Raw genomic sequence first — 22,120 nt, 5'->3', positions numbered from 1 at the left:
TGAGACAGTGAAGCAATTCATGACTGAAAAAATCGATAAAAACGTTTATAACCCAACTTTTCAATGGGCATTCCTTCATCCTAGATACTGGCCAACGTGGCTTGGGATTGGTTTTGCTATTATTTTGGCTTTTATTCCATTTCGATTACGTGACAAATTAGCAGCGAAAATCGTTAAATTAGTACTTAAGAAACCAAGTGGTGGTATTAAGCGTGCTAAGTTAAATATTGCGACCTGTTTTCCTGAAAAATCAGAACAAGAGCAACAGAAACTACTTGAAGATACTTATATTACGGGTGCTCAAGTTATGCTTGGTTTTTCTGAGTTGCTTGTTCGTAGCCGTAAGCATAATGAAAAACGTGGTATTTTTGTGGGAGGAGATAATTTATTTCCTTTACTTGAACAGAAAGAAAACATCATTATTTTAGCACCTCATGCGTGGGCTATTGATTTTCCAGCTATCTTATTAGCTTCTCGTGGTTATCATGTAACCACTATGATGAAACCACAGAAAAACCCAATTACAGACTGGCTAATGCACGTTCAGCGAATGCAATATGGCGGTAAGATCTATGCTCGTAGTGCGGGTATTAAACCGTTAATTAAGGCGATCAAAGAGGGCTACTTAGCTTATTACCTACCAGATGAAGATCATGGTCCCCAAAATAGCGTATTTGTTCCTTTCTTTGCGACTCAAAAAGCGACACTAAAAGGGTTTGGTAAACTGGCTCGCTTATCAAAAGCGAAAGTAGTACCAATGTTGCCATCTTATAATTCTGAAACAGGTCAGTTTGAAATTATTACTTTGCCTGCTATCGCTGATTTCCCATCTGGTGATGAAGAAACAGATGCTAGAGCAATGAATATTGCAATTGAACAATTAGTTACTGAGCGCCCTGAGCAATATATGTGGGTATTAAACTTACTACGCTCTCGTCCAGACGGTAGCCGTTTGTATTAATTTTTTGTTATTAAGCTTTTACTTTTATTTGAAACCCGCAGAATTACACCATTCTGCGGGCTTTTTATATCTCATGGGAATTATTGTTATTTGTTTTGTAACAGAATAACTAGGAGTTATTTATTTGATTTATATCAAAGGTCGATCTTGGTCATTTAATCAATCTAAGTTTTTGTAAATGGTTAGGGTCTATCGGCTGCTGAAGCGTATAATTATTTGTGATCTTTATTCTAATAATGTTGCCAATGCTCTTTAAGTGCTAAGTTGATTCGATAAATGCCAAAATCACCCAATTTTCGTTTCTTTCAAGGTGGGATGCTTAAACATCGCACAACCCCAAAATTTTTAACCACACAAACTGATTACTATGCACTGCTGTTTTTATCTGCTCTAGTTGGCGGTATTGCTGGTTCTGTTGTTGCAATGTTCGAAGCGTCTATTCGATTAATTGGCGAACAACGCTTACATTTTCTTGATTCGCTTCCATACTCTGAATTTATTGCCCCTGTTGGTGCTGTAGTTGCTGGCGCTGCAATGGCTGCGGTAGGTTTTTGGTTAACGTTTAAATTTGCCCCAGAAGTAGCAGGTAGTGGTATTCCACACATTGAGGGTGCATTGGATGGCACTCATGAGATTCGTTGGCATCGAGTATTACCTGTTAAATTTATAGCCGGTACATTAACCATTGGCTCAGGTATGGTGTTAGGACGTGAAGGTCCATCTATACAAATTGGTGGTGCAGTTGGTCGAATGGTTGCTTGTAAAGGTAAACGATTCAGCCATTCTTCACATATATTAACTGCTGCTGGTGCTGCTGCTGGCTTGGCTGCAGCTTTTAATGCGCCATTAGCAGGTATTCTTTTCATCGTTGAAGAGATGCGTCCACAATTTAGATATAACATTACCTCAATTAAATGTGTGACATTGGCAACGGCGGTTGCAACGATTGTCATGCGTTCATTACATGGACAAGAGGCCTTTTTAACGATACCAAGTTTTGAAGTTCCACCACTAAGATCGCTTATCTTGTTTGCAATTCTAGGGATTATTTTTGGCATTATAGGGGTTAACTTTAATAAATGGATTTTAAAAGGGACTGCTAAAGTTAAAAAATATCATCAAAATAAGCTATCTCGAATTGTATTTATGGGGGCGATTTTTGGTGCAACATTTTCATTATTGCATTTAGTTGCCCCTAAGCTATCGGGCAGTGGTATGGAGATCATTACTGAAATGTTCTACAGCCCAATGACTTGGATAATTATGGTAGGTTTCTTTGTTCTTCGAGTTATTGTAACTGTTGCTTGTTTTTCATCGGGTGCACCCGGTGGTATCTTTGCGCCAATGTTAGCTTTAGGTACATTGCTTGGTTTATCTTATGGTGTAGTGATGTCAGCTTGGTTCCCTGGTTGGATAGCTGAACCAGGTGTTTACGCTATTGCTGGTATGGGCGCACTGTTTGCTGCAACGGTTAGAGCCCCTGTGACTGGTGTGATTCTTGTTGTGGAAATGACCAATAATTACCAATTAATCTTACCTTTATTGGTAACGACATTAGGCGCAACGTTTATTGCTCAGGCTTTGGGTGGTCAACCCCTTTATTCTGCCTTATTGAAACAATCGTTAGTTAAAGATAAAGAGTTAAGAGCAGATCACCAAAATCCTTTAAAAGACGTAACTTAATGTAACCTGACTGGTAATAAAGTCTATTCCGATCCCATTAGCAATAATACGTCCCATTGTATAACTCGCTGCAATATTTAGAGAGTAGGGCAGCGAGTATCCTAGTTCAACTCCATACGATAAACCTACTTCACTAATTGAATTCTCACCCGTAATGGTTGTGGTAATTGTTTTTCCATTTAGCGTATTTTGAGAATACGTATCAACCATTAAGTCTAAAGAATATTGATGTACACCTAAAATACTTGCTAGGTAAAACTCTGTATCAAACAAATAAGATTGGTATTTTAAGTTTGCTCCTATAGAGCTCGCTTCGACCTCTGTGTTGTCGTAATTAGCGCCATTTGAATAATGATGTTCATAATCACCCAGTTTATTGTATTCAAGTTCAACAATAAGGTAATACTCTGGAGCAAGCATAAATGGGTAGCCTGCTTTAATAAATAATCCGTCATCTAAATCAATTTCAGCACCGTTAAGAGTAAGTGATGATTTAGCCAAGCCTGATGATAGATAAAGACCATCAAATTTAGCAAAACAGTTACAAGAGATAAGCAGCAATGCGCAAGAAAGTAAGTACTTCATAAGATTCATCCATATTGATTATTATGTAAGTATCAGACCAGACAATAGCTCTCCAAATAATGCTCTTTGAAGTTCGATAAAGTTTGTTTTATCGATGTATTGTGATCTACATCAAGTTTTCACGCTGCGTTTTTATAGTGTAGACAGGAATGCTTTAAAAATGAGAACAAGCTTGAGGGTTTTTCGACAGGGAAATAAAAAACACCACATAATTCCTTATTTATCATAGGATTATGTGGTGTCTTATTTTTGAGATAAGGCTATTTTTTGTAAACTCGAATCATGAAATCGGCTTTACAATTGAAGTTTTCTAACGCTTTTAGGTTCATTTTAAACTCAGAAGTTGCTTTCCAAGCGAATGGCGTCATATCAAGCAGCTGTAACGCTTCTGTACCATTTAATTGCATATGGTAAGTTAATTTCTGCTCTTCAATAAGTTCAAATCCATTTATATTTTCTGGTTCTTCATCGTGTAAGCGAACATCACCATAAACCCCTTCACGTAATTCATATAGATGATGGCCTGCAGGGGTTACTGTAAATAGGTAGCCTCCATCTTTAATTGCACGATGCAATTCTTCGCCCTTGCAAGGAGCATAGATGCGAACAACGCCATCTAAGCTTTGATCTGCAAAAGGTAAACGATGGCTTGAAGCTACACTAAATTTACAGTTTAAATATCTTTTCGCTGCATACTTAATAGCTACTTTCGAAATATCTAAACCAAATACCTGTGCTTCTTTACCATCCAGTTGAGCTGCTATTTTGGAGGTGTAATAACCTTCACCACAACCAATATCCAGTAAAGAGGCTGAATCGCTGGTGACATACTGTTGACATAAATCAGCAACTTTTTGCTGCATTGGTTGGTAATGCCCAGCTTCTAAAAATGCGCGTCTTGCTTGCATCATCTCTTTATTATCGCCTGGATTTTTAGAGCGTTTGTGATGAGCAGGCATTAGGTTTACATAACCTTCTTTCGCGTTATCAAATTGATGATTGTTTTCACAACGATATTGATTGTTAGAAAAGTGCAACTCATGCTGGCACAAAGGACATTGATAAGACATAACCATACCTAGAATTAAAGAGAAGCAGCAGTGTACTGGTTCGTTTATTGAATAAAAAGAACTATCAGTGAAAATAATTTTGGTCTATTTATTTTTACTCTCAAAATTAATAATGTGATTCACTTCAAATACACCTCCTAATAGAAGCTAATAAGACCTTTTTTGTTGTAAAAATAGAGTGATTTTGATCACCATAAGCTTTCTTTTATAAGTGTTATTTTGTGACGTAAAACAAGTTGGAGGCAAATTTTCCTAAAAGTTAAATTTATCAATTCTTCATATCTATATGTTTTAAAATATTTTTTGTTTTTTTATGTGCTGTGTTTTTGAGCCCCTTCAAATTATTTCCCCTATTAATTTTGTGATGCGAATTAATATTGCATGATTGTTGTCAACGGATTCAGAAAACATGTATGGAATGCAAGAATTCTTGAGTTTGGTGTTCATTAAAAGAACCATCAAATCAATATAAAATTTAAATATATAGGGTATAGAACATGAAAAAGACACTTTTAGCACTAGCGGTACCAGCACTATTAATGGCTGGCTCAGCATCAGCTGCAACTGTATATACAGCAGAAGATGGTTCGACAATCGATGTATATAGCCGTTTAGGTTTCAATATTACTGACCGTGCTGGTATGGGTGAAGATGGCGATGCTGTTGGTAATTTTGATGCACGTATTGGTCTTGGTGGCTCTCAAGTAGTTAATGATAAAGTTTCTGTAATTGGTTGGGCAGAATATTCAGTTGGTGCAGCAGAGCAACGTGGTACAGATAACAGTTTCACTCCTCGTTATGTTTGGGCTGGTATTGATGCATCTGAAGCGGGTAAAGTAACTTTCGGCCGCGTTGCATCTGGGATTATCATGCTTTCTGATGTAGGTGATGTATTTGCTGCATCTGATGTAATTTTAGGTCGTCAGTTAGAACTTGTTGATAACTCAGCGGCTCAAACTTTCCGTCAAGACGGTACAATTCAGTATCAAAACAGCTTTGGTGCTTTTGATATGTCTGTTGCTTACATTTTAGGTAACTCTGAGTCTAATCAAGATGGCTCTTACAATGCCGCAGCTCGTTACACATTTGATATGGGTGATGCTGGTCAATTAATCCCAATTGCAGCATATCAAGCGAACAGCACTGGTGATACAGGTAGCAATGCAAACCGTGATTACACTTTCTGGGGCGCAGGTCTTCAATATAAACTAAATGCATTAACACTTGGTGCAATGTATAACCAAGATGAAATTGAAGGGCAAGGTATCTCGGGTACTTCTAAAGATAAGAGTTACGAGTTAACTGCTGTATATAACATTAATGATGATTGGACAGCTCGTGCTGGCTACCGTGCACTAGAGAATACTGGTGGTGATGAAACAGAGTACAAAGATACAACATTAGAAGTTCAATATCACTTAACGGCTCGTTCTTCTATTTACACAAGCTATGTAATGCGTAACGGTGAAAATGGAACAGGACTGGGAGCTCCAGCTGTTATGACGTGGAATAACGCTGAAGAAGATTACTACCACTTAGGTCTTCGCTATGAATTCTAATCTGACCAATAATATTGATACAACTGTTAATCTATAAGGGTGGATTTTTAGTTAACTATCAATCAGGTTAGAAGCTCAATCCTCACTGATCCGTCAGTGAGGATTTTTTTGTTTATTAGTTTTGTGAGTGTATAGCGGGTATAAAAAATCCCCGCAAAGGCGAGGATTCAAATTGGTTTCATGTTAGCTGAATTATGCGTTAAAAATTTGCGCTAATTCCGTTGAACATAGGTGATATTGGCGAGGACAGTTACGCCATGTTGTTAGCATACGACGGTACTTATCAAGCATTGGCATTTGGCTATTAAAGTGGTGGTCTGCTTTATCAAACTGAGGGTATAAGCCTTCCGAGCTTGTTAAGAAACGAACATAGTTTACTTGTTGTGCTTCAGTTGCAATATCAAAACCTAAGAATTGAAGACGGCGAGCATCTACTTTTGCTTGGCATTCTTCAGAAAGCATATTGTAAGACTCTTGCATTGCATGGTACATCTCCATGAAGTCGATAATTTCACGACATTCTGTTTCTGTAATGCAGCCAAAGTCTTTATCAAGTTCGCGAATTTGTAATTCATAACCACGTTCAACAATCAGTTGTTGGCGTTTGTACTTTTCTGCATTTGCAGGGTCCATTTGAGACATTAAGTAGTACTGGTTTGAAAGGATTAAGCGTTGAGCATTTGTCATATCCATTAGGATAACCTCAAAAATTATAATTAAAATTGTATAAAAAGTTGAAGCTAGATTAACAGTAAATGTAACACATAGAACATGATCTACATTAAGTTATGTGATCTTAGCTTAATCCAACGATGTTACCATCGCCATCAATATCCAAATTCATGAATGCTGGCTTTTCTGGTAACCCCGGCATTGTCATTACATTTCCGCATAATGCATAGATAAAGCCAGCACCTGCACAGAGTTTTAATTCTCTGATAGGCACAACAAAATCCGTTGGCGCACCTTTGATATTTCCATCTGTAGAAATAGAAGCAGGTGTTTTTGCCATACAGACAGATAATGATTGGTAACCTAATTTTTCAAATGTCGCTAATTGTTGCTGGGCTTTTTCTGATAATTCGACTCGTTCAGCACCATAACCTTTTATTGCCACAGCATTAAGTTTATCGAATAGGTTCATCTCAGAAGTATATAAAGGAGTAAATTGTGTCTCTTGTTGACACGCTTTAATTACTTTTTCAGCTAACTCTAATGTACCGTTACCGCCTTTAACAAACGCTTCGCTAATTGCTACATCGACATTCATGTCTAAATTAGAAACCCAATTTAATAATGAATCTAGCTCTTCTTGAGTGTCTTCCGGGAATCGGTTAATAGCGACAACGACAGGCAAACCGTATTTAGCACAGTTATTGATGTGCCATAATAAGTTATCAAGACCCGCATCTAATGCTTCTTTATTTGGAGCAAATAATTCTTTAGGTAGCGATTGGCCTGGTGATAGAGGGAATAGACCTGAATTGGCTTTAATACCACGTAATGTTGCGACTAAAACCGCACAATCTGGTGATTTTTCTGATAACGGTGCTTTGATATTACAGGCTTTTTCGAATCCCATATCTGAGCCAAAGCCACCTTCGGTAACGGTATAATCCGTTAATTTTAAAGCGATGTTATCAGCAATGATTGATGAGTTACCGTGGGCAATATTTGCAAATGGTCCAGAGTGAACAAAGGTAGGTACACCTTCCAATGTCTGCATCAATGTTGGATTAATTGCAAACTTCATGGTTACCGTCATTGCACCAGCGACTTGTAAATCTTCAGTTGTTACTGGTTCACCATCTAAATTATAAGCAACAACAATACGACCAATTCGTTGGCGTAAATCTTGTAAATCGGTTGCAAGTGCTAAGATAGCCATTAATTCTGAAGCTGCAGTAATATCAAATCCATCTTCACGCTCATAGCCATTAATGGTTTTGCCATCTTCATTTTTGCCAATGGTTACCATGCGAAGAGCACGATCATTGTGGTCCATTACACGCTTCCAGACCACGCGTTCAGGGTCAATACGTAAAGCGGGTAACTCATTTTTTTCTGAGAAAACGTCATAACCTAAACGCTGTTCATGATAGATACGAGCATCAATGGCAGCAGAAGCTAGATTATGAGCAGCAGTGATAGCATGAATGTCACCAGTTAAATGTAAGTTTAACTCTTCCATTGGAGCAACTTGACTGTAACCACCACCAGCAGCTCCTCCTTTCACACCAAAAACAGGTCCCATTGATGGTTGTCGAATACAAGCACTGACAGATTCCCCTAATTTCGCCAGCCCTTGCGCAAGTCCGATTGTGGTCACTGTCTTACCTTCACCAAGTGGTGTCGGAGTGATAGCACTTACTAAAATTAACTTACCATTTGGTTCTGTTTTTAATCGTTTTAAGGCGTCGATATTTACTTTTGCCTTAAATGGACCTTGCGGAGTAATGTCATCATCATGCAGCCCTAAGTTTGACGCAATCGTTTTCATTCGTGTAAGTGTCGCAGTTTGGCAGATTTCAATATCGCTTTTCATAATAACGGGAACCTATAGGAAGTAGTTAAAACATCAGAAAAGAAAGCGTGCTTTTTATACCACATAATTGAGGTGATACAGAATCTATTCCATAAAAATAACTCAGAATTGACTGAATTATTTATAAGGTGTGATCAAGAGTATGAGCAAGCTTTAAGATTAGGTTAATGGTTTGTGATACGATTTATTGTCAGTTTTATAAGCAAGGAATAGCGATTCATGTCTTGGCGTAACTTAAGTTTCCGGCGTCGTTTATTATCCGTTATGACGATTTCAGGTATAGGGAAGTTATTGATTTTATCTTTTTGTGCTTTTTTATATATCAAGCATTGGGAATCACAAGACAGTGGTGAAAAAGCACTTGGTATTGCTCGATTTATTTCTCAGTCTCCATTAGTTATTAAAGCTGTTGAGCAAAATGCTCCGAGATTAATTGAAAATAAAATAGAACGTTTGCGATCATCAATTGGCGCTGCATTTATAGTGGTTGGTAACATTGATGGGATCCGGATTGCTCATCCTATAAAAGAGAGAATAGGCAAACCAATGCAAGGAGGTGATAACCAGCAAGCTTTGCAATTTGGGCAATCTTATGTGTCATACGCAAAAGGTTCACTGGGAAAGTCTGTTCGAGGAAAAACGCCAATATTTGATTTAGACGGTAATATTATTGGGGTCGTTTCTGTTGGGTATTTGCTTACGAGTATTGATACCAAAGTGTCTCATTTCCTTGGTTTTTTCTTGGGCATGGCGGTATTGGTTATTTTTGCTAATGCCATTATCGCAAACTTTATTGCTAGGCGTTTTCAACAATCAATTTTTGGATTTGAGCCTGAAGCGTTCGGTCGCCTATATAAAGAACAACAAGTAACATTATCGACGTTACGAGAAGGCGTATTAAGTATTGATGCTGACGGGAAATTACGTTCAATTAATAACAGTGCCTGTGAGATATTGGGAATTGACGCCAACATCGCAATAAATAAACCGTTTGTTCAGGTATTACCGGACAGTGATTTGACTAAGTTGTTAGTAACACATAAATCTGAACATGATATTGAGCTACTTTTGAATGGGCAGGCTGTGATTGCTAACCGAGAGTTGATCCAAATGGATGGTAAGGTGATTGGTGCGGTATCTAGCTTTAGACGTAAAGATGAAATCAGTGAACTGACGAGTCAATTATCCCAAGTAAAACAATATGCAGACTTGCTTCGTTCTCAAACTCATGAACACCGAAATAAATTGAATACAATTAGTGGGTTAATCCAATTAGGGAAAATAGAAGAAGTTCAGCAAATTATAGGACAAGAAAGTTTACGCTATCAAAAATTAATTGAGTTTTTAAGGGAAAGTATTTCAGAGCCAATGATTGCAGGGGTACTCCTTGGAAAAAGTGAAAGAGCGCGAGAATTAGGACTTACGTTAGACATAGAAGAAGGAACACAGCTTGATACGTTACCGGAGCATATTCGTGCGGAAGACATAGTGACGATCATTGGTAATCTTATTGATAACGCTTTTGATGCGACATTAACAAAACAAGAACTCCCATATTCTCCAGTTATCGTGAGCATTACGGATATTGGCCAAGAAGTCATTATTGAAGTTGAAGATAAAGGTTGCGGTTTGCCTGATTCACTGACGTTAGAGCAACTGACGCAAAAAGGTGTGTCAACGAAATCTGAGCACGGGCGTGGTGTTGGTTTGCATTTGATTCATCAATTAGTTGAGCAATACCGAGGTGAATTGACTGTAAGTAGTGAGATTGAAGCAGGCACCGTCATGACGATTTATTTACCCAAAAAGTTGTCTTAATTGCCGATATATAAGCAAAAGGAAATTGTGTGAATAAGAATATACGGATTATTATTGTCGAAGATGATATTGGCATTGCCGAAATTCATCGACGTAATTTAGAAAAAATAGAGTCACTAGAAGTTATAGGTATTGCGGCAAGTAAAGATGAGGCAATGACGTTACTTGATGTGCTAACGCCTGATTTAGTGTTATTGGATATTTACCTTCCTGATGGCAATGGACTCGAAATTTTAAGAGAATTGCGTCAAAAAGAATCGTCTCCTGACGTAATACTAATTACCGCAGATAGAGATATGAATACCTTACAAGAAGCAATGCGTGGTGGTGTGATTGATTATCTTCTTAAACCGGTTATTTTTAGTCGTTTAGAAGAGTCAATTAATAAATATTTACAGCAAAAGAAACAATTTACAGAGCGAGTTGATATTGATCAATCCATGGTTGACGCCATGTTGCATTCTAATACCAGTACTCAAACAATAAGATTACCCAAAGGTATTGATGGCGTAACACTCGATAAGGTGCGTCAGCTATTTCATATTGAAAAGCAATTAACGGCAGATCAAGCAGGAGAATTAATCGGTGCAAGTCGAACCACAGCTCGTCGCTATTTAGAGTATTTAATTAGTTCAGGAGAATTAAGTGCTGATCTTTCTTATGGCAGCGTTGGGCGACCTGAACGAACCTATTTCAAAGCATAGAATTATTTTTAAGGCGTAACACCATGACACCGGCAACAAAATTATTAAAAAAAGCAAAAATTGAACATCAGGTGCTTGAGTATCATCATGATCCTAAAGTTCAAGCATATGGTCTTGAGGCCGCCGAAAAGTTGGGGTTAGATCAAAAAGAAGTATTTAAAACATTAGTTGTACAAGTGGATGAAAAAGAGCTCGTTGTAGGTATTATTCCTGTTGCAGAGCAACTTAGTATGAAGTTAATTGCAAAAGCGGTTAAAGGTAAAAAAGCAAAAATGGCTGATCCTGCCGTAGTTCAAAAGACAACCGGTTATGTACTTGGTGGTGTCAGTCCTCTTGGCCAAAAGAAGCGTTTAAAAACAGTTATTGATATTACCGCTGAATCTCTGGAAACCATTTATGTTAGTGGTGGTAAAAGGGGACTAGATATTGGTCTTGCTCCAAAAGATTTACAACAAGTGTTAAATGCGCAGTTTTTGGATATTAAAGCTGAGTAATTCACATCATGGAAGGGAGAAAAACCATGAGAAAAAAAACAGTATCGCTTGTTCTTGGTAGCGGAGGGGCGAGAGGGCTTGCTCATATTGGTGTGATTCGCTGGTTAGAAGAACATAATTTTGAGATTGTATCTGTTTCAGGCTGCTCAATTGGTACTGTGGTTGGAGGCGTTTATGCTGCAGGTAAGCTCGATGAGTTTGAAGCGTGGATGCGCACAATAACTAAATTAGATATTGTCTCTTTAATGGATTTTAACTGGGGCAAAGGTGGTTTAATTAAAGGTGAAAAAGTGATGAATCGCCTTGGGGATATTTTAGGAGACCTTCATATTGAAGATCTTTCTATACCTTATACCGCAGTTGCGGCTGATATCAGTAATGAAAAAGAAGTATGGTTACAAAAAGGCTCTTTGCTGCAAGCTATTAGAGCGTCTATTTCATTGCCTTTGTATTTAATGCCAATTGAATTTAATGGTAAGACGTTAATTGATGGTGGGGTGCTAAACCCGGTGCCGATCGCTCCAACGTTCGGTGACCATTCAGATATAACGTTAGCGGTTAATTTAGCAGGAGAAATCAGTCATAGTATTGATGACTTTGAAGTTAACCAAGTAAATATTTCAGCTGAAGATTCAAAAGAAGAAGATATGCCATTTCACCGTAAAGTCAGTGACTACTTTGGTTCTTTAACAGCAAAAACATCAAGAATTGATTTAGGGATGTATGATATTGCTAACCAAGCCTTTGATGCGATGCAAAGTACCATTGCGAGACAAAAGCTAGCATCATATCCGCCAGATATTACGGTTGAAATTGCACGAGATGCGTGTGGTACATTTGAATTTGAACGTACTGCAGAAATGATCGATTTAGGTTATGAGAGAGCTGAACATGCTCTAAAGCATCTGTTGTAATTGGCGAAAATCCAATAAAAAAGCTCATACTATTTGTATGAGCTTTTTCGTATTTTAGTTGGATGTAACACCATCAATACCAATAATAATCCGGTTATGATTACTGGTTAAATAACTCAGTTTTTTGGTGCCGGTTTTCTTTTTGGTTTATAGTTTAGAATTGAAATTGGTACTTCTTTACGAGGTGCGAAGCCTTCAATTTCTTTACGCACAATTAAATGACCTAAACGGCTTTCAATCATACATAAGTTTTTAAAATCGTCTTTAGAAACAAATGAAATTGCCTCACCTTTTGCTCCCGCACGACCAGTACGACCAATACGGTGAACATAATCGTCAGCTGGGAAAGGTAAATCATAGTTAACTACACGTGTTAATTCATCAATATCAATACCACGAGCAGCAATGCCTGTTGCAACTAAATATTGCAGTTTGCCTTCTTTAAAGTCGTTTAATACTTTTGCTCGTGCTTCTTGGCTACGTCCACTGTGGAACGCTTCAGCTCTGATATCTCGTTTTTCTAATTGGCTAACTAGTTTTGCAGCACCGTGCTTGGTTTCAATAAAGATCAGTGCTTGATCCCAATTGTTTTCTTTTATTAAATGACTAAGCAGCGCTGATTTCTTATCTTTATCAACTGTCGTTAACCACTGATCAATTTGTGGTGAAGATGTCGTTTTTGGAGAAATTGAAATCTCAATTGGGTTATTGATGGCTGTTTTTGCTAAATAACGAACTTGATCTGATAACGTTGCTGAAAACAGCATGTTTTGACGATCCAACGGTAGACGTTCGATAATTTTATTAATGTCTTCGATAAAGCCCATATCTAACATGCGGTCAGCTTCATCAAGAACCAGAATATCTAATTCATCAAAATGAATCGCACGTTGAGTGTACATATCAAGCAAACGACCCGGCGTTGCAACTAATACGTCAACACCTTCAATTAAGCGTTGTTTTTGATCTTTGTAGTCAACGCCACCATACATAGCAAGAGAGGTGATATCGATATGTTTGCTGTATTGTTGGATGTTTTCTTCAACTTGAATCGCGAGTTCGCGAGTTGGCGTTAAGATCAAGGCACGAATACGTTTTGCTCGAACCTTTGTTGAGTCTTCACTGAGAATTTCTAAAATAGGTAATACAAAGCTGGCTGTTTTACCTGTACCAGTTTGTGCTGCTGCAATTAGGTTTTTACCAGTAAGCGCAACAGGGATAGCTTTTTGTTGGATTGGTGTTGGTGCTTTATAACCCAACTCGTCGATAGCTTTTAAAATTGGGTCACTTAACCCAAGTTTAGAAAATGGCATGTGAAATCTCAGATATATGAATAGAAGGGGATTGTAGCATGAAAAAAAGAAATGACAGCAGAGGAATAAACACCAATACTTTTCTTAGTATTGGTGCTTAGTTTACTTCAATTCGGGATTTGAGTAGGTTATGACTTTAATGCCATCTTAGGGCGGATTACTTTATTTATTATAGAGAGAACCATTGGTAATATTAGTACTATTGCAGCGATAGCGGTAAAAGTCAGAGTGATAGGACGCTCCCATAAGAAACTTAATTCACCATCACTGATCATTAACGCTCGACGCAAATTTTCTTCCATCATTCCCCCTAAAATAAACCCGAGTAGTAGTGGAGCGAGAGGGAAGTTAGCTAGCCTTAATGCAATAGCCACAATTGCAATTAATATCATGATAAAAACATCAACGGTATTAAAGGAAACTAAATAAACTCCTGTAATCGAGAAGAATAGTACCATCGGCATTAATACGGTTTTTGGTACTGCTAATAATTTTGAAATGTAAGGGATCAATGGCAAGTTAAGGATGACTAAAACAATATTACCGAAATACATTGAGATAATGACAGACCAAAAAATATCAGGGTGATCCACAAACAATCTTGGGCCCGGTTGAATACCATAGGCAATAAGCGCACCAAGCATTATCGCGGTGGTACCAGATCCTGGAATACCTAAAGTCAGTAGTGGAACAAAAGAGCCACTTGATGCAGCATTATTGGCTGATTCTGGTGCGACAAGACCACGAATGCTGCCTTTACCAAACTCTTCTTTTTTCTCTTTAGGTGCAAGGTTTCTCTCCATACCATAGCTTAAAAATGCAGCAATGGTAGCGCCGGCACCGGGTAGTACGCCAGTAAAGAAACCAAGAATGGATGAACGAACTGCAACCGGCGCAACTTCTTTCACTTCTTCTTTGGTGATTTTCATACTACCTAAATCAGACATTTTTCTTTGTTCATCTTCACGCGTGTCTTGTTCTGGTTTTAAAATTCCCATTAAGGTTTCCCCTAACGCGAATGTTGCCATAGCCAGTAATAAGAAGCTAAAACCATCCATTAAATCGGTTAATCCAAAAGTAAAGCGTTCAACACCAACACCTTTATCGATTCCTACGGTTGAAAGCATTAAGCCGAGAACTGTCATCATCCACGCCTTAATGACTTGACCTTTACCTGCAAATGCAGCAACCGCGGAAAGTCCAACAAGCATTAAGGCAAAATAATCAGAAGATTGGAAACTTAAGGAAACTTTCGCTAAGGCAGGAGCCGCAACTAATAGCATGATTGCCGATAGTGTACCGCCGGTAAAAGAAGAATAAGCCGCGAGCGCGAGTGCTTTACCTGCTTGCCCCTTTTGTGCCATAGGGTAGCCATCGAAGGCAGTGACAACCGTTGAAGAGCACCCCGGAGCATTGATTAGGATAGATGAGGTAGAGCCACCGAAAACAGCACCATAATAAACGCCTGCCATTAAGATCATGCCTGACGCAGGATCTAACCCATAGCTAATTGGGATCATTAACGCAATGGCGGAAATTGGTCCCAACCCAGGCAGCATTCCAATAAAAGTTCCGACAAAACAACCGAGCATTACCATCATTAAATTGGTCGGCATAATCGCAGTAGATAAACCTGATAAAATTCCATCTAACATAACTAATTCCTTTAATTACTAACCAATAAATAGATAGCCGGGTTCTAGATAAATATCTAAGCCTTTAGTCAGCAGCAACCAAAATCCAGTAACAAATGGGAAGGATGCTCCAAATAATATAGATTTGCGTCTCTCACCCAATAAATAAAATCCTGCAAGTAAGAAGAAACTGGTCGCTAAAACAAAACCTAACCAAGTTAATCCGATGCCATACAGAACCATTAAACTAATAAAACCAAACAATAGCTTCCAATTAAAACCTAGAACAGCGCCACTTTTTTCATCGGGTTGAGCTGTAACGATAAGAAGTAATGAAAGGAATATTCCTGCAAATGTTAATAGATAAGGGAGCGTACGAGCGGTGAAGGGTTCATATTCATCGCCAGGAAATAAAGGGATTAAACTGGTTTGGTAGCCATAACAGAGACAGACAATTAAAAATATAACTGCGCCAACACGGTCACGACATAATAGAGAAGAGCCAGAATACGACATAAGTTCTCTCCATGAGGTGGTTAAATCAATGAAAAAAGAAAAGCTACCTTGGAATAGAGCAAGTAACATCTAAAGCAAGGAGGATTAATGAACCATATCCGGAGGAGTCATTAACCTATCCAAGGTAGCTTGAAAGGTTATTTTAGAAAGCCAAGTTCACGCATTAAATCGCCCATGAGTTTTTCTTGGTCTTCAAGGAAAGCGTAGAAATCTTTATCGCCCTTGTAGTTATCAATCCAACCATTACGGTCACGAACTACAGTCCATTGCTCTGTTTCGTACATTTTTTCAAATGCTTGAGTATATTCATCGATTTTTGCTTGTGGTGTTCCAGGTGCCGCAAAGAAACCACGCCAGTTAGCAAACACGGTTTCGTTGCCATATTCAGTAAGCGTTGGAATATCTGGAGCGCTATCTAAACGTTTTGGCGCTGTAATCGCAAGGATGCGAACTTGACCACTTTTCGACATCTCAAGAACTTCTCCAAGTCCTGTTGAAAGTAATGGTGTTTCACCTGACAATAAAGCTGCCATTGCTTTTCCACCTGCGTCATAAGCGATATAACGAACTTTTCGAGCATCAAATCCTTCACCTTTAAAGGCGGCTGCAATTACGAGATGATCCATACTGCCACGAGCTGAACCTCCAGCGATTTTTACTGAGCGAGGGTTCTTTTCAAAATCAGCAACGACTTGTTCCCAACTCGTATACTTAGAGTCTTTATTGACGACGATGGCTCCATAATCAGCAATGGTTGCTGCAATTGGTGTCAAATCTCTAAATGATTGTGGGAAGATACCGCTTAGAGAACGGATCACAATAGGTGTTGAGTTCACCATTAATGTGTCGGGTTGGCGTTCAGCGGTTTCAATCAAATGTGCAATTGCTTTACCGCCACCGCCACCAGAGAGGTTTTGGTAGGAAGCTTGTTCAATAATGTCAGATTTTAATAAGACATCACCCGTCCCACGAGCGGTCATATCCCAACCACCACCGGCACCTCCAGGGATAATAAAGTGGATTTTTTCAATATCAGCAGCAATCGCTGAGCTTGAAAATGCAACTGTGGCTGCAATCATTGAAGCTGTGATCTGTTTTTTAAATGAAGTAAGCATGAATAGCATTTCCTTATGTATAGTAGGGATACCAACCTCTTTGGGCTGTTTATGTTCACCTTATTTACTGCTTTTTCTTAGTTGTTGCGAAAATGTTATTTGGTTGAGGTTTTTTTTTCTATATAGGGAAAATAAAGGATATTTAGAACATAAAGGGAATTTAGTTCATAAAGTTCATGCAGATTTTAGGAGCGAAAAAAGCCATGCAATTCAATGGATTGCATGGCCTTTTTTATTACTACTGATGTTACTTAAATTTTATTGAGTTTTGAACTCATTCAATTTTTCAGTTAATGAGTGACTTTCTTTGGTTAGCTCTTCCGTATCTTTTAGTGACGTTTGCATATCACACAATACTTCGTTGGCTGCTTCATTAATGCTTGTAACATTACGATTAATTTCTTCTGATACTGAGCTTTGCTCTTCAGCTGCCGAAGCTATTTGATTATTCATGTCATTAGCAACCAGAATTGCACTGCTGATCTCTTTGAGATTTTCTTGTGCAATTAACGTTTCTTCTTTTGTTGATAATGCTTGTTTTTGGCTGTTATCCATTACAGTAACAATACTTTGAGTATTTTGTTGTAGGACACCAAGCATGTTATTGATCTCTTGAGTAGAAGTTTGCGTACGACTCGCTAGATTTCTTACTTCATCTGCAACCACCGCAAAACCACGACCATATTCACCTGCACGAGCGGCTTCAATTGCAGCATTTAGTGCAAGTAGGTTGGTTTGCTCTGCAATACCTCCAATTTCCGCCAAGATATTTTGAATATCATTGCTTGATGCTGATAGGTTAACCACTTGTTCTTGAGCTTCATTAATAAATTGTGCTAGTTCTTCAACAGAAGCCGCAGCTCTATCCATGATCTTCTGACCATCTTCGCTGCTTGTTTGAATTTGGCTTGCTGCTGTTGCTGCTTGTAGTGCTGATGAAGCCACTTCCATTGCCGTTGCACTCATTTCATTAATTGCTGTTGCCAACTGAGTTACTTCATTCACTTGGTTTTGCAGTTTAACTTGTGATTTCTCTGTCTCTGCCATGGTGTTCATAGAAGATTGAGATACTAACTCAGCAGTGTCTTTTGCGTTATGTAATGTGTTCTGAACTTTTTCAATAAAAGAGTTAAACCAGAAGGCTAACTGACCAATTTCATCTTTTGAATCAATATTAATTCGTTGAGTTAAGTCACCATCACCTTGAGCAATATTTTCAAAACGAGAGGTTAAGTTCATCAGTGAATTACCGATTTGTCTTGCTAAAATAAAGATAATAGCAATACCGATAATCGATGAAATTAAACCGCTTAGAAGGCCGTTTGAAAGGGCATCATTGCTTAATTCATGACTTAATGAATTAAAATCAGTGATCTCTTTTTGTAATACATTTGATGGTATAGAAACCATAACGATCCAAGGTTTAGATCCTGTTTCAATGGTTGCAATCGCCGTTTTAAATTGTCCAATGTCTTTTAAGAAAACTGTTTTATTTTGAGCTTCTTGTTGGATTTGTCCCCAGTTTTTGGCGAAATCATCCTTTACTTTTTTACCAACAAATTCTTCATTTTGGCTGAACGAAAGTAGTGTACCGTTCCATGATGCAATAGAAACAGCGGCCTCCGGAATACCAATAGATTGAGCTGCTTTTTTACTGATTTCTTGGAAGCTTTTGATAGACCAATCGTATCCTAATGAACCTACAATTTTATTGTTGTAAAGTAATGGTAAGCTGATGGTCGTAATAAGTTCTTGGTTACCTCTTACATTGTAGTAATAAGGTTCCATAACAAAACTTTTTCCTGATTCAAAAGGAGCTAGATGCCATTCATCAATACGTTCACCATTATTATTTAAAGACGTATTGTTAAAGCTATCCATACCTAAAGCTTCAAAGCTTGAACCTGTAGGAGAGAAAAATGGGGATAATACGCCTTGCTTGTTTAGCGCTTTTTGTGTGAGTACGGAGTCATCTTTAATGAAATTAGCTTCTTCCCATACCATATACCCAGCAAATACACTTTCATTTTGAATTTTTAGAGAAGACGTGAATTGCTCAACCAAAAGACTCGCATTTGCTTGATGTTGGTTTGAAAGTTCTAACAGTGACTGTAACTGTTTTAGGTTACTGATTACGGGTGCAAATTGACCGTTTAACTCGGCACGTTGTTGGTCTGCGATAGACAACAATTTATAGTCAATATTTGCAGCAAGTTGATTTGAAACTTGCTGAGTGATCTCTTTATTTACCCCGTTATATGACACTGTTGTAAAAAACATTGCTGTACTTAGAGTTATGAATATTGCAAGACCTGCGCTAACTGCTATGCGTGTTTTTATTGATTTGAACATAATCCTTCCATGCCAAATAATTATTTATGTACTTACTTATCGGCGGAAAATAAATAATCCTTAATAAAAGAAAGGACGTTTTATAAGTTTTGTACTTATTGCTATTCACGTTAAGTTCACAATTGCTGGTTTATACTGATAATTCATATTTAGACACATGCTAACTCTCTCTATTTATTGCTTTTCTGTTATTCTTAGAATGTTAGTTAAATCTATATTACTTTTAATGGTGAAAGAAAATGAATAAAAAAATACTATTACCTTTGTTGTGTTCGATTGCTTTGATGGGTTGTGATGATGCAAGTGAAACCATTGATAAGGCACAAAATGCAGCGAATCAAGCCGTGGATAGCATGCAATCAAAATTAGAAAGTATGGATTTTAAAGAACTGAATTTAGATCAATTTGATGGTGCTGTTGGCTCTGCATCTGAGTTTGCAGAATCAATTAATGAAGCATTAAATGCAGATTATACGAATCCAAAGGCGTTGACTGAGATACAAGAGCACATTGCAAATGCATATAGCTGTTTGGTTGAGGCTTCATCTGAATCAAATGCAGAGAAACTGCTAAATAAGGTAATGTCTAAAATTACAAATGAAGATGCACAAAGCTTGATTGAAAAAGGCGTAGAAAGTGCAAAAGAGATGCAAGAGTGCGTAATGTAGAAATAAGTGTATAAATTTAAGCCCTGTGATGGTCTTTGTATAAAGAGTATCGCAGGGCTTTTTATTGCTTGTTAGTCTTTATGATCAATTCAAGTAAGTAAACTACTTGAATTGATAAAGATTACAGCTTGTCTGTTAGTTCAATAGCTTGACCGATGTAGTTAGCTGGAGTCATCTCTTTTAGACGAGCTTTCTCATCTGCAGGGATTTCTAAACCGTCGATGAATGCACGCATGCCTTCGCCATCTACACGCTTACCACGAGTCAGTTCTTTTAGTTTTTCGTATGGCTTTTCGATGCCGTAACGACGCATTACTGTTTGTACAGGTTCAGCAAGAACTTCCCAGTTTTTATCTAGCTCTGCTTCAAGTGCAGCACGGTTAACTTCTAATTTGCTAATGCCTTTTAGAGTCGATGTGTATGCAATGATAGCGTAGCCACAACCAACACCTAGGTTACGAAGAACCGTTGAGTCAGTTAGGTCACGCTGCCAGCGAGATACAGGCAGTTTTTGTGCTAGGTGGCTAAAGATAGCATTAGCAAGACCTAGGTTACCTTCTGAGTTTTCAAAGTCGATTGGGTTAACTTTGTGCGGCATTGTTGAAGAACCGATTTCACCAGCAATCGTTTTTTGTTTGAAGTGGCCAAGAGCAATGTAGCCCCATACGTCACGGTCAAAATCAAGAAGGATAGTATTGAAACGAGCAATCGCATCAAATAGCTCAGCGATGTAATCGTGAGGTTCGATTTGAGTTGTGTATGGGTTCCAAGTTACACCTAGAGACTCTGTGATGAACTCTTCGCTGAATTTGTGCCAATCAACATCCGGGTAAGCAGAAAGGTGAGCGTTATAGTTACCAACAGCACCATTGATTTTTGCTAGGATTTCAACGTTTTCGATTTGCTTGTATTGACGTTCCATACGGTACGCCACGTTAGCCATTTCTTTACCCATAGTCGATGGAGAAGCTGGTTGACCGTGTGTACGAGACAGAAGTGGAATGTCACGGTATTCGTTTGCTAATGCTTTAATCGCATCAATAACGTTACGAATTTCTGGAAGAATTACCGTATCACGAGCTTCTTTAAGCATTAGAGCGTGAGACGTGTTGTTGATATCTTCTGAAGTACATGCAAAGTGAATGAATTCATTAATAGCGTGAAGCTCTGGAACTTCAGCTACTTTCTCTTTTAGAAAGTATTCAACTGCTTTAACGTCATGGTTTGTAGTGCGTTCAATTTCTTTGATACGCATTGCATCTTCTTCATTGAAGTTTGCTGCGATGTTATCTAAGAATTGATTCGCTTCTGCGCTTAATGTAGCTACTTCCGCAATCGTTTGCGTAGCAGCTAGTTTTTGAAGCCAACGAACTTCAACAACAGTACGGTACTTTAGTAAGCCATACTCACTAAAGATGCTGCGTAGAGAAATTGTTTTACTTCCGTAGCGACCATCTACAGGTGAAACAGCAGTTAATGCTGACAATTCCATGTGAATCTCCTAGATATGTATAAATGTTAAAGGAAAAAGCCTACCTGAAATCAAGTAGGCTTTAATTTTTTAAATTCGAGCGAGAATAATTTTTGCTTGCTCAACCATTTTCTTTCGGCCAAAGATCAAGTGACGGCGTTTGCCTCCCACCTGACGCCATAATACGGCTGAGCGAATACCTGATAACAATAGAGCTCGTACTTTATGCTGAGTCATCGGTTGTTGAAGAACTGATGGAGTACCTGTTACTTGAATTCGTGGACCCATTGGGCTGATCACGTCTAAGTAAATGCTCGCAATGTTACTCAACATTTGTTCATCGTGAATATCAAAGTGCTCAAGTTGGCGTTCGATAGTACCGATACGTTCACCTAATTTACTCATGCCATCACGATGACCTGCCAGTTTGCGCTCTAGAGCCATAAGGCTAATAAGGTAACGAGTTAATTCACTACCTGAAGGCGTATTATCAAAATCACGAACTAAGCACTCTAGGCCAATTCGTAAATTTGATTCTTTTCCATAAACTGCAACCGTATTGCTTGGGTTCGTTTCTAGAATTGATTGAATTGCTGTGTCAAACGCCTCTTGATCACAGTGACCATCTTTTGCCATTTTTTGAACTAAGCTTGCAGCTTGGCAAATGCCAGCAAATGCAATGGTTCTGTCAAATAAAGTGTTCGCCACGCGTTAACTC

General features: G+C 38.3%; 19 protein-coding genes. 8 read left to right on the top strand and 11 right to left on the bottom strand.

Features of this window, described 5'->3' with window-relative positions; translation table 11 throughout:
- Positions 1-19 precede the first annotated feature (19 nt).
- Complete coding sequence (gene lpxM / locus HC728_RS05155) at positions 20-961, top strand: lauroyl-Kdo(2)-lipid IV(A) myristoyltransferase (protein WP_012534109.1); 942 nt, start codon at positions 20-22, stop codon at positions 959-961.
- Positions 962-1,237: 276 nt separating this feature from the next.
- A complete protein-coding gene (clcA, locus tag HC728_RS05150) occupies positions 1,238-2,644 on the top strand; it encodes a H(+)/Cl(-) exchange transporter ClcA (protein WP_005420245.1) in 1,407 nt (468 codons plus the stop codon).
- Here the strand turns inward: clcA and HC728_RS05145 are convergent.
- Together HC728_RS05145 and rlmA are read right to left on the bottom strand one after the other, a co-directional pair.
- A complete protein-coding gene (locus HC728_RS05145) occupies positions 2,627-3,229 on the bottom strand; it encodes an outer membrane beta-barrel protein (RefSeq protein ID WP_005420244.1) in 603 nt (200 codons plus the stop codon). The two genes, clcA and HC728_RS05145, sit on opposite strands and share 18 nt — an antisense overlap.
- A 260-nt stretch (positions 3,230-3,489) precedes the next feature.
- Positions 3,490-4,299, bottom strand: coding sequence for a 23S rRNA (guanine(745)-N(1))-methyltransferase (rlmA, locus tag HC728_RS05140; RefSeq protein WP_005420242.1), 810 nt, complete (start codon positions 4,297-4,299; stop codon positions 3,490-3,492).
- 497 nt (positions 4,300-4,796) lie between these two features.
- Here rlmA and HC728_RS05135 point away from each other — a divergent pair, with 497 nt between their 5' ends.
- Positions 4,797-5,858, top strand: coding sequence for a porin (locus HC728_RS05135; RefSeq protein ID WP_012532902.1), 1,062 nt, complete (start codon positions 4,797-4,799; stop codon positions 5,856-5,858).
- Between the two features lie 192 nt (positions 5,859-6,050).
- Here the strand turns inward: HC728_RS05135 and HC728_RS05130 are convergent, their stop codons facing one another.
- A complete protein-coding gene (locus HC728_RS05130) occupies positions 6,051-6,551 on the bottom strand; it encodes a YfbU family protein (RefSeq protein WP_005420240.1) in 501 nt (166 codons plus the stop codon).
- A gap of 103 nt (positions 6,552-6,654) precedes the next feature.
- Positions 6,655-8,403, bottom strand: a complete 1,749-nt coding sequence (locus HC728_RS05125; RefSeq protein ID WP_190395186.1) for a formate--tetrahydrofolate ligase — start codon at positions 8,401-8,403, stop codon at positions 6,655-6,657.
- Between the two features lie 219 nt (positions 8,404-8,622).
- Here HC728_RS05125 and HC728_RS05120 point away from each other — a divergent pair, with 219 nt between their 5' ends.
- Genes HC728_RS05120 through HC728_RS05105 form a run of 4 tightly spaced genes read left to right on the top strand, consistent with a single transcriptional unit; the run spans position 8,623 to position 12,333 of the window.
- Positions 8,623-10,221 (top strand): sensor histidine kinase, encoded by a 1,599-nt coding sequence (locus tag HC728_RS05120; protein WP_005420238.1) that lies wholly within the window; start codon positions 8,623-8,625, stop codon positions 10,219-10,221.
- A 29-nt stretch (positions 10,222-10,250) separates the two neighbouring features.
- Positions 10,251-10,925, top strand: a complete 675-nt coding sequence (locus HC728_RS05115) for a response regulator (RefSeq protein WP_005420237.1) — start codon at positions 10,251-10,253, stop codon at positions 10,923-10,925.
- 23 nt (positions 10,926-10,948) lie between these two features.
- The gene (gene ybaK, locus HC728_RS05110) at positions 10,949-11,419 is read left to right on the top strand and encodes a Cys-tRNA(Pro) deacylase (protein ID WP_065604734.1); all 471 of its coding nucleotides are present in this window, start codon (positions 10,949-10,951) and stop codon (positions 11,417-11,419) included.
- A 26-nt stretch (positions 11,420-11,445) separates the two neighbouring features.
- Positions 11,446-12,333: a patatin-like phospholipase family protein gene (locus HC728_RS05105; RefSeq protein ID WP_065604733.1), complete on the top strand. Its 888-nt coding sequence runs from the start codon at positions 11,446-11,448 to the stop codon at positions 12,331-12,333.
- A gap of 116 nt (positions 12,334-12,449) precedes the next feature.
- Here HC728_RS05105 and HC728_RS05100 read toward each other — a convergent pair whose 3' ends face one another.
- From HC728_RS05100 to HC728_RS05080, 5 genes are all read right to left on the bottom strand, one after another.
- Complete coding sequence (locus HC728_RS05100) at positions 12,450-13,646, bottom strand: DEAD/DEAH box helicase (RefSeq protein ID WP_012533815.1); 1,197 nt, start codon at positions 13,644-13,646, stop codon at positions 12,450-12,452.
- 128 nt (positions 13,647-13,774) lie between these two features.
- Positions 13,775-15,301 carry a tripartite tricarboxylate transporter permease gene (locus HC728_RS05095; protein ID WP_065595796.1) on the bottom strand — a complete coding sequence of 509 codons (1,527 nt, stop codon included), beginning with the start codon at positions 15,299-15,301 and terminating at the stop codon, positions 13,775-13,777.
- A gap of 18 nt (positions 15,302-15,319) precedes the next feature.
- Entirely contained in the window at positions 15,320-15,865 is a 546-nt protein-coding gene (locus tag HC728_RS05090) for a tripartite tricarboxylate transporter TctB family protein (protein WP_012533564.1), read from the bottom strand.
- Positions 15,866-15,933: 68 nt separating this feature from the next.
- Positions 15,934-16,911 (bottom strand): tripartite tricarboxylate transporter substrate binding protein, encoded by a 978-nt coding sequence (locus HC728_RS05085; protein ID WP_065640846.1) that lies wholly within the window; start codon positions 16,909-16,911, stop codon positions 15,934-15,936.
- A gap of 258 nt (positions 16,912-17,169) precedes the next feature.
- Positions 17,170-19,263: a methyl-accepting chemotaxis protein gene (locus HC728_RS05080; RefSeq protein WP_190395185.1), complete on the bottom strand. Its 2,094-nt coding sequence runs from the start codon at positions 19,261-19,263 to the stop codon at positions 17,170-17,172.
- A 239-nt stretch (positions 19,264-19,502) separates the two neighbouring features.
- Between HC728_RS05080 and HC728_RS05075 the strand changes: the two genes are divergently transcribed.
- Positions 19,503-19,931: a hypothetical protein gene (locus tag HC728_RS05075; RefSeq protein ID WP_005420220.1), complete on the top strand. Its 429-nt coding sequence runs from the start codon at positions 19,503-19,505 to the stop codon at positions 19,929-19,931.
- A 121-nt stretch (positions 19,932-20,052) separates the two neighbouring features.
- On the opposite strand, the gene purB is transcribed toward HC728_RS05075, so the two are convergent.
- Together purB and hflD are read right to left on the bottom strand one after the other, a co-directional pair.
- On the bottom strand, positions 20,053-21,423 hold the full coding sequence (purB, locus tag HC728_RS05070; RefSeq protein ID WP_012533391.1) for an adenylosuccinate lyase: 1,371 nt from the start codon (positions 21,421-21,423) through the stop codon (positions 20,053-20,055).
- A 69-nt stretch (positions 21,424-21,492) separates the two neighbouring features.
- Positions 21,493-22,110: a high frequency lysogenization protein HflD gene (gene hflD, locus HC728_RS05065; protein WP_005420216.1), complete on the bottom strand. Its 618-nt coding sequence runs from the start codon at positions 22,108-22,110 to the stop codon at positions 21,493-21,495.
- Between the last annotated feature and the right edge of the window lie 10 nt (positions 22,111-22,120).

The organism is Aliivibrio sp. S10_S31 (assembly GCF_014694495.1).
GTDB lineage: Bacteria > Pseudomonadota > Gammaproteobacteria > Enterobacterales > Vibrionaceae > Aliivibrio > Aliivibrio fischeri.
The sequence above is the reverse complement of the archived record's forward strand: the minus strand, read 5'-3'. Positions and strand labels throughout refer to the sequence as shown.

Excerpts from the sequence above, each read along its gene's own strand:
- HC728_RS05080 (WP_190395185.1), bottom strand. The coding sequence starts at position 19,263 with ATGTTCAAATCAATAAAAACACGCATAGCAGTTAGCGCAGGTCTTGCA.
- HC728_RS05105 (WP_065604733.1), top strand. The coding sequence starts at position 11,446 with ATGAGAAAAAAAACAGTATCGCTTGTTCTTGGTAGCGGAGGGGCGAGA.
- ybaK (WP_065604734.1), top strand. The coding sequence starts at position 10,949 with ATGACACCGGCAACAAAATTATTAAAAAAAGCAAAAATTGAACATCAG.
- HC728_RS05085 (WP_065640846.1), bottom strand. The coding sequence starts at position 16,911 with ATGCTTACTTCATTTAAAAAACAGATCACAGCTTCAATGATTGCAGCC.
- clcA (WP_005420245.1), top strand. The coding sequence starts at position 1,238 with ATGCCAAAATCACCCAATTTTCGTTTCTTTCAAGGTGGGATGCTTAAA.
- HC728_RS05135 (WP_012532902.1), top strand. The coding sequence starts at position 4,797 with ATGAAAAAGACACTTTTAGCACTAGCGGTACCAGCACTATTAATGGCT.
- lpxM (WP_012534109.1), top strand. The coding sequence starts at position 20 with ATGACTGAAAAAATCGATAAAAACGTTTATAACCCAACTTTTCAATGG.
- HC728_RS05125 (WP_190395186.1), bottom strand. The coding sequence starts at position 8,403 with ATGAAAAGCGATATTGAAATCTGCCAAACTGCGACACTTACACGAATG.
- HC728_RS05120 (WP_005420238.1), top strand. The coding sequence starts at position 8,623 with ATGTCTTGGCGTAACTTAAGTTTCCGGCGTCGTTTATTATCCGTTATG.
- purB (WP_012533391.1), bottom strand. The coding sequence starts at position 21,423 with ATGGAATTGTCAGCATTAACTGCTGTTTCACCTGTAGATGGTCGCTAC.
- HC728_RS05075 (WP_005420220.1), top strand. The coding sequence starts at position 19,503 with ATGAATAAAAAAATACTATTACCTTTGTTGTGTTCGATTGCTTTGATG.
- HC728_RS05130 (WP_005420240.1), bottom strand. The coding sequence starts at position 6,551 with ATGGATATGACAAATGCTCAACGCTTAATCCTTTCAAACCAGTACTAC.
- HC728_RS05090 (WP_012533564.1), bottom strand. The coding sequence starts at position 15,865 with ATGTTACTTGCTCTATTCCAAGGTAGCTTTTCTTTTTTCATTGATTTA.
- HC728_RS05095 (WP_065595796.1), bottom strand. The coding sequence starts at position 15,301 with ATGTTAGATGGAATTTTATCAGGTTTATCTACTGCGATTATGCCGACC.
- HC728_RS05145 (WP_005420244.1), bottom strand. The coding sequence starts at position 3,229 with ATGAAGTACTTACTTTCTTGCGCATTGCTGCTTATCTCTTGTAACTGT.
- rlmA (WP_005420242.1), bottom strand. The coding sequence starts at position 4,299 with ATGTCTTATCAATGTCCTTTGTGCCAGCATGAGTTGCACTTTTCTAAC.
- HC728_RS05100 (WP_012533815.1), bottom strand. The coding sequence starts at position 13,646 with ATGCCATTTTCTAAACTTGGGTTAAGTGACCCAATTTTAAAAGCTATC.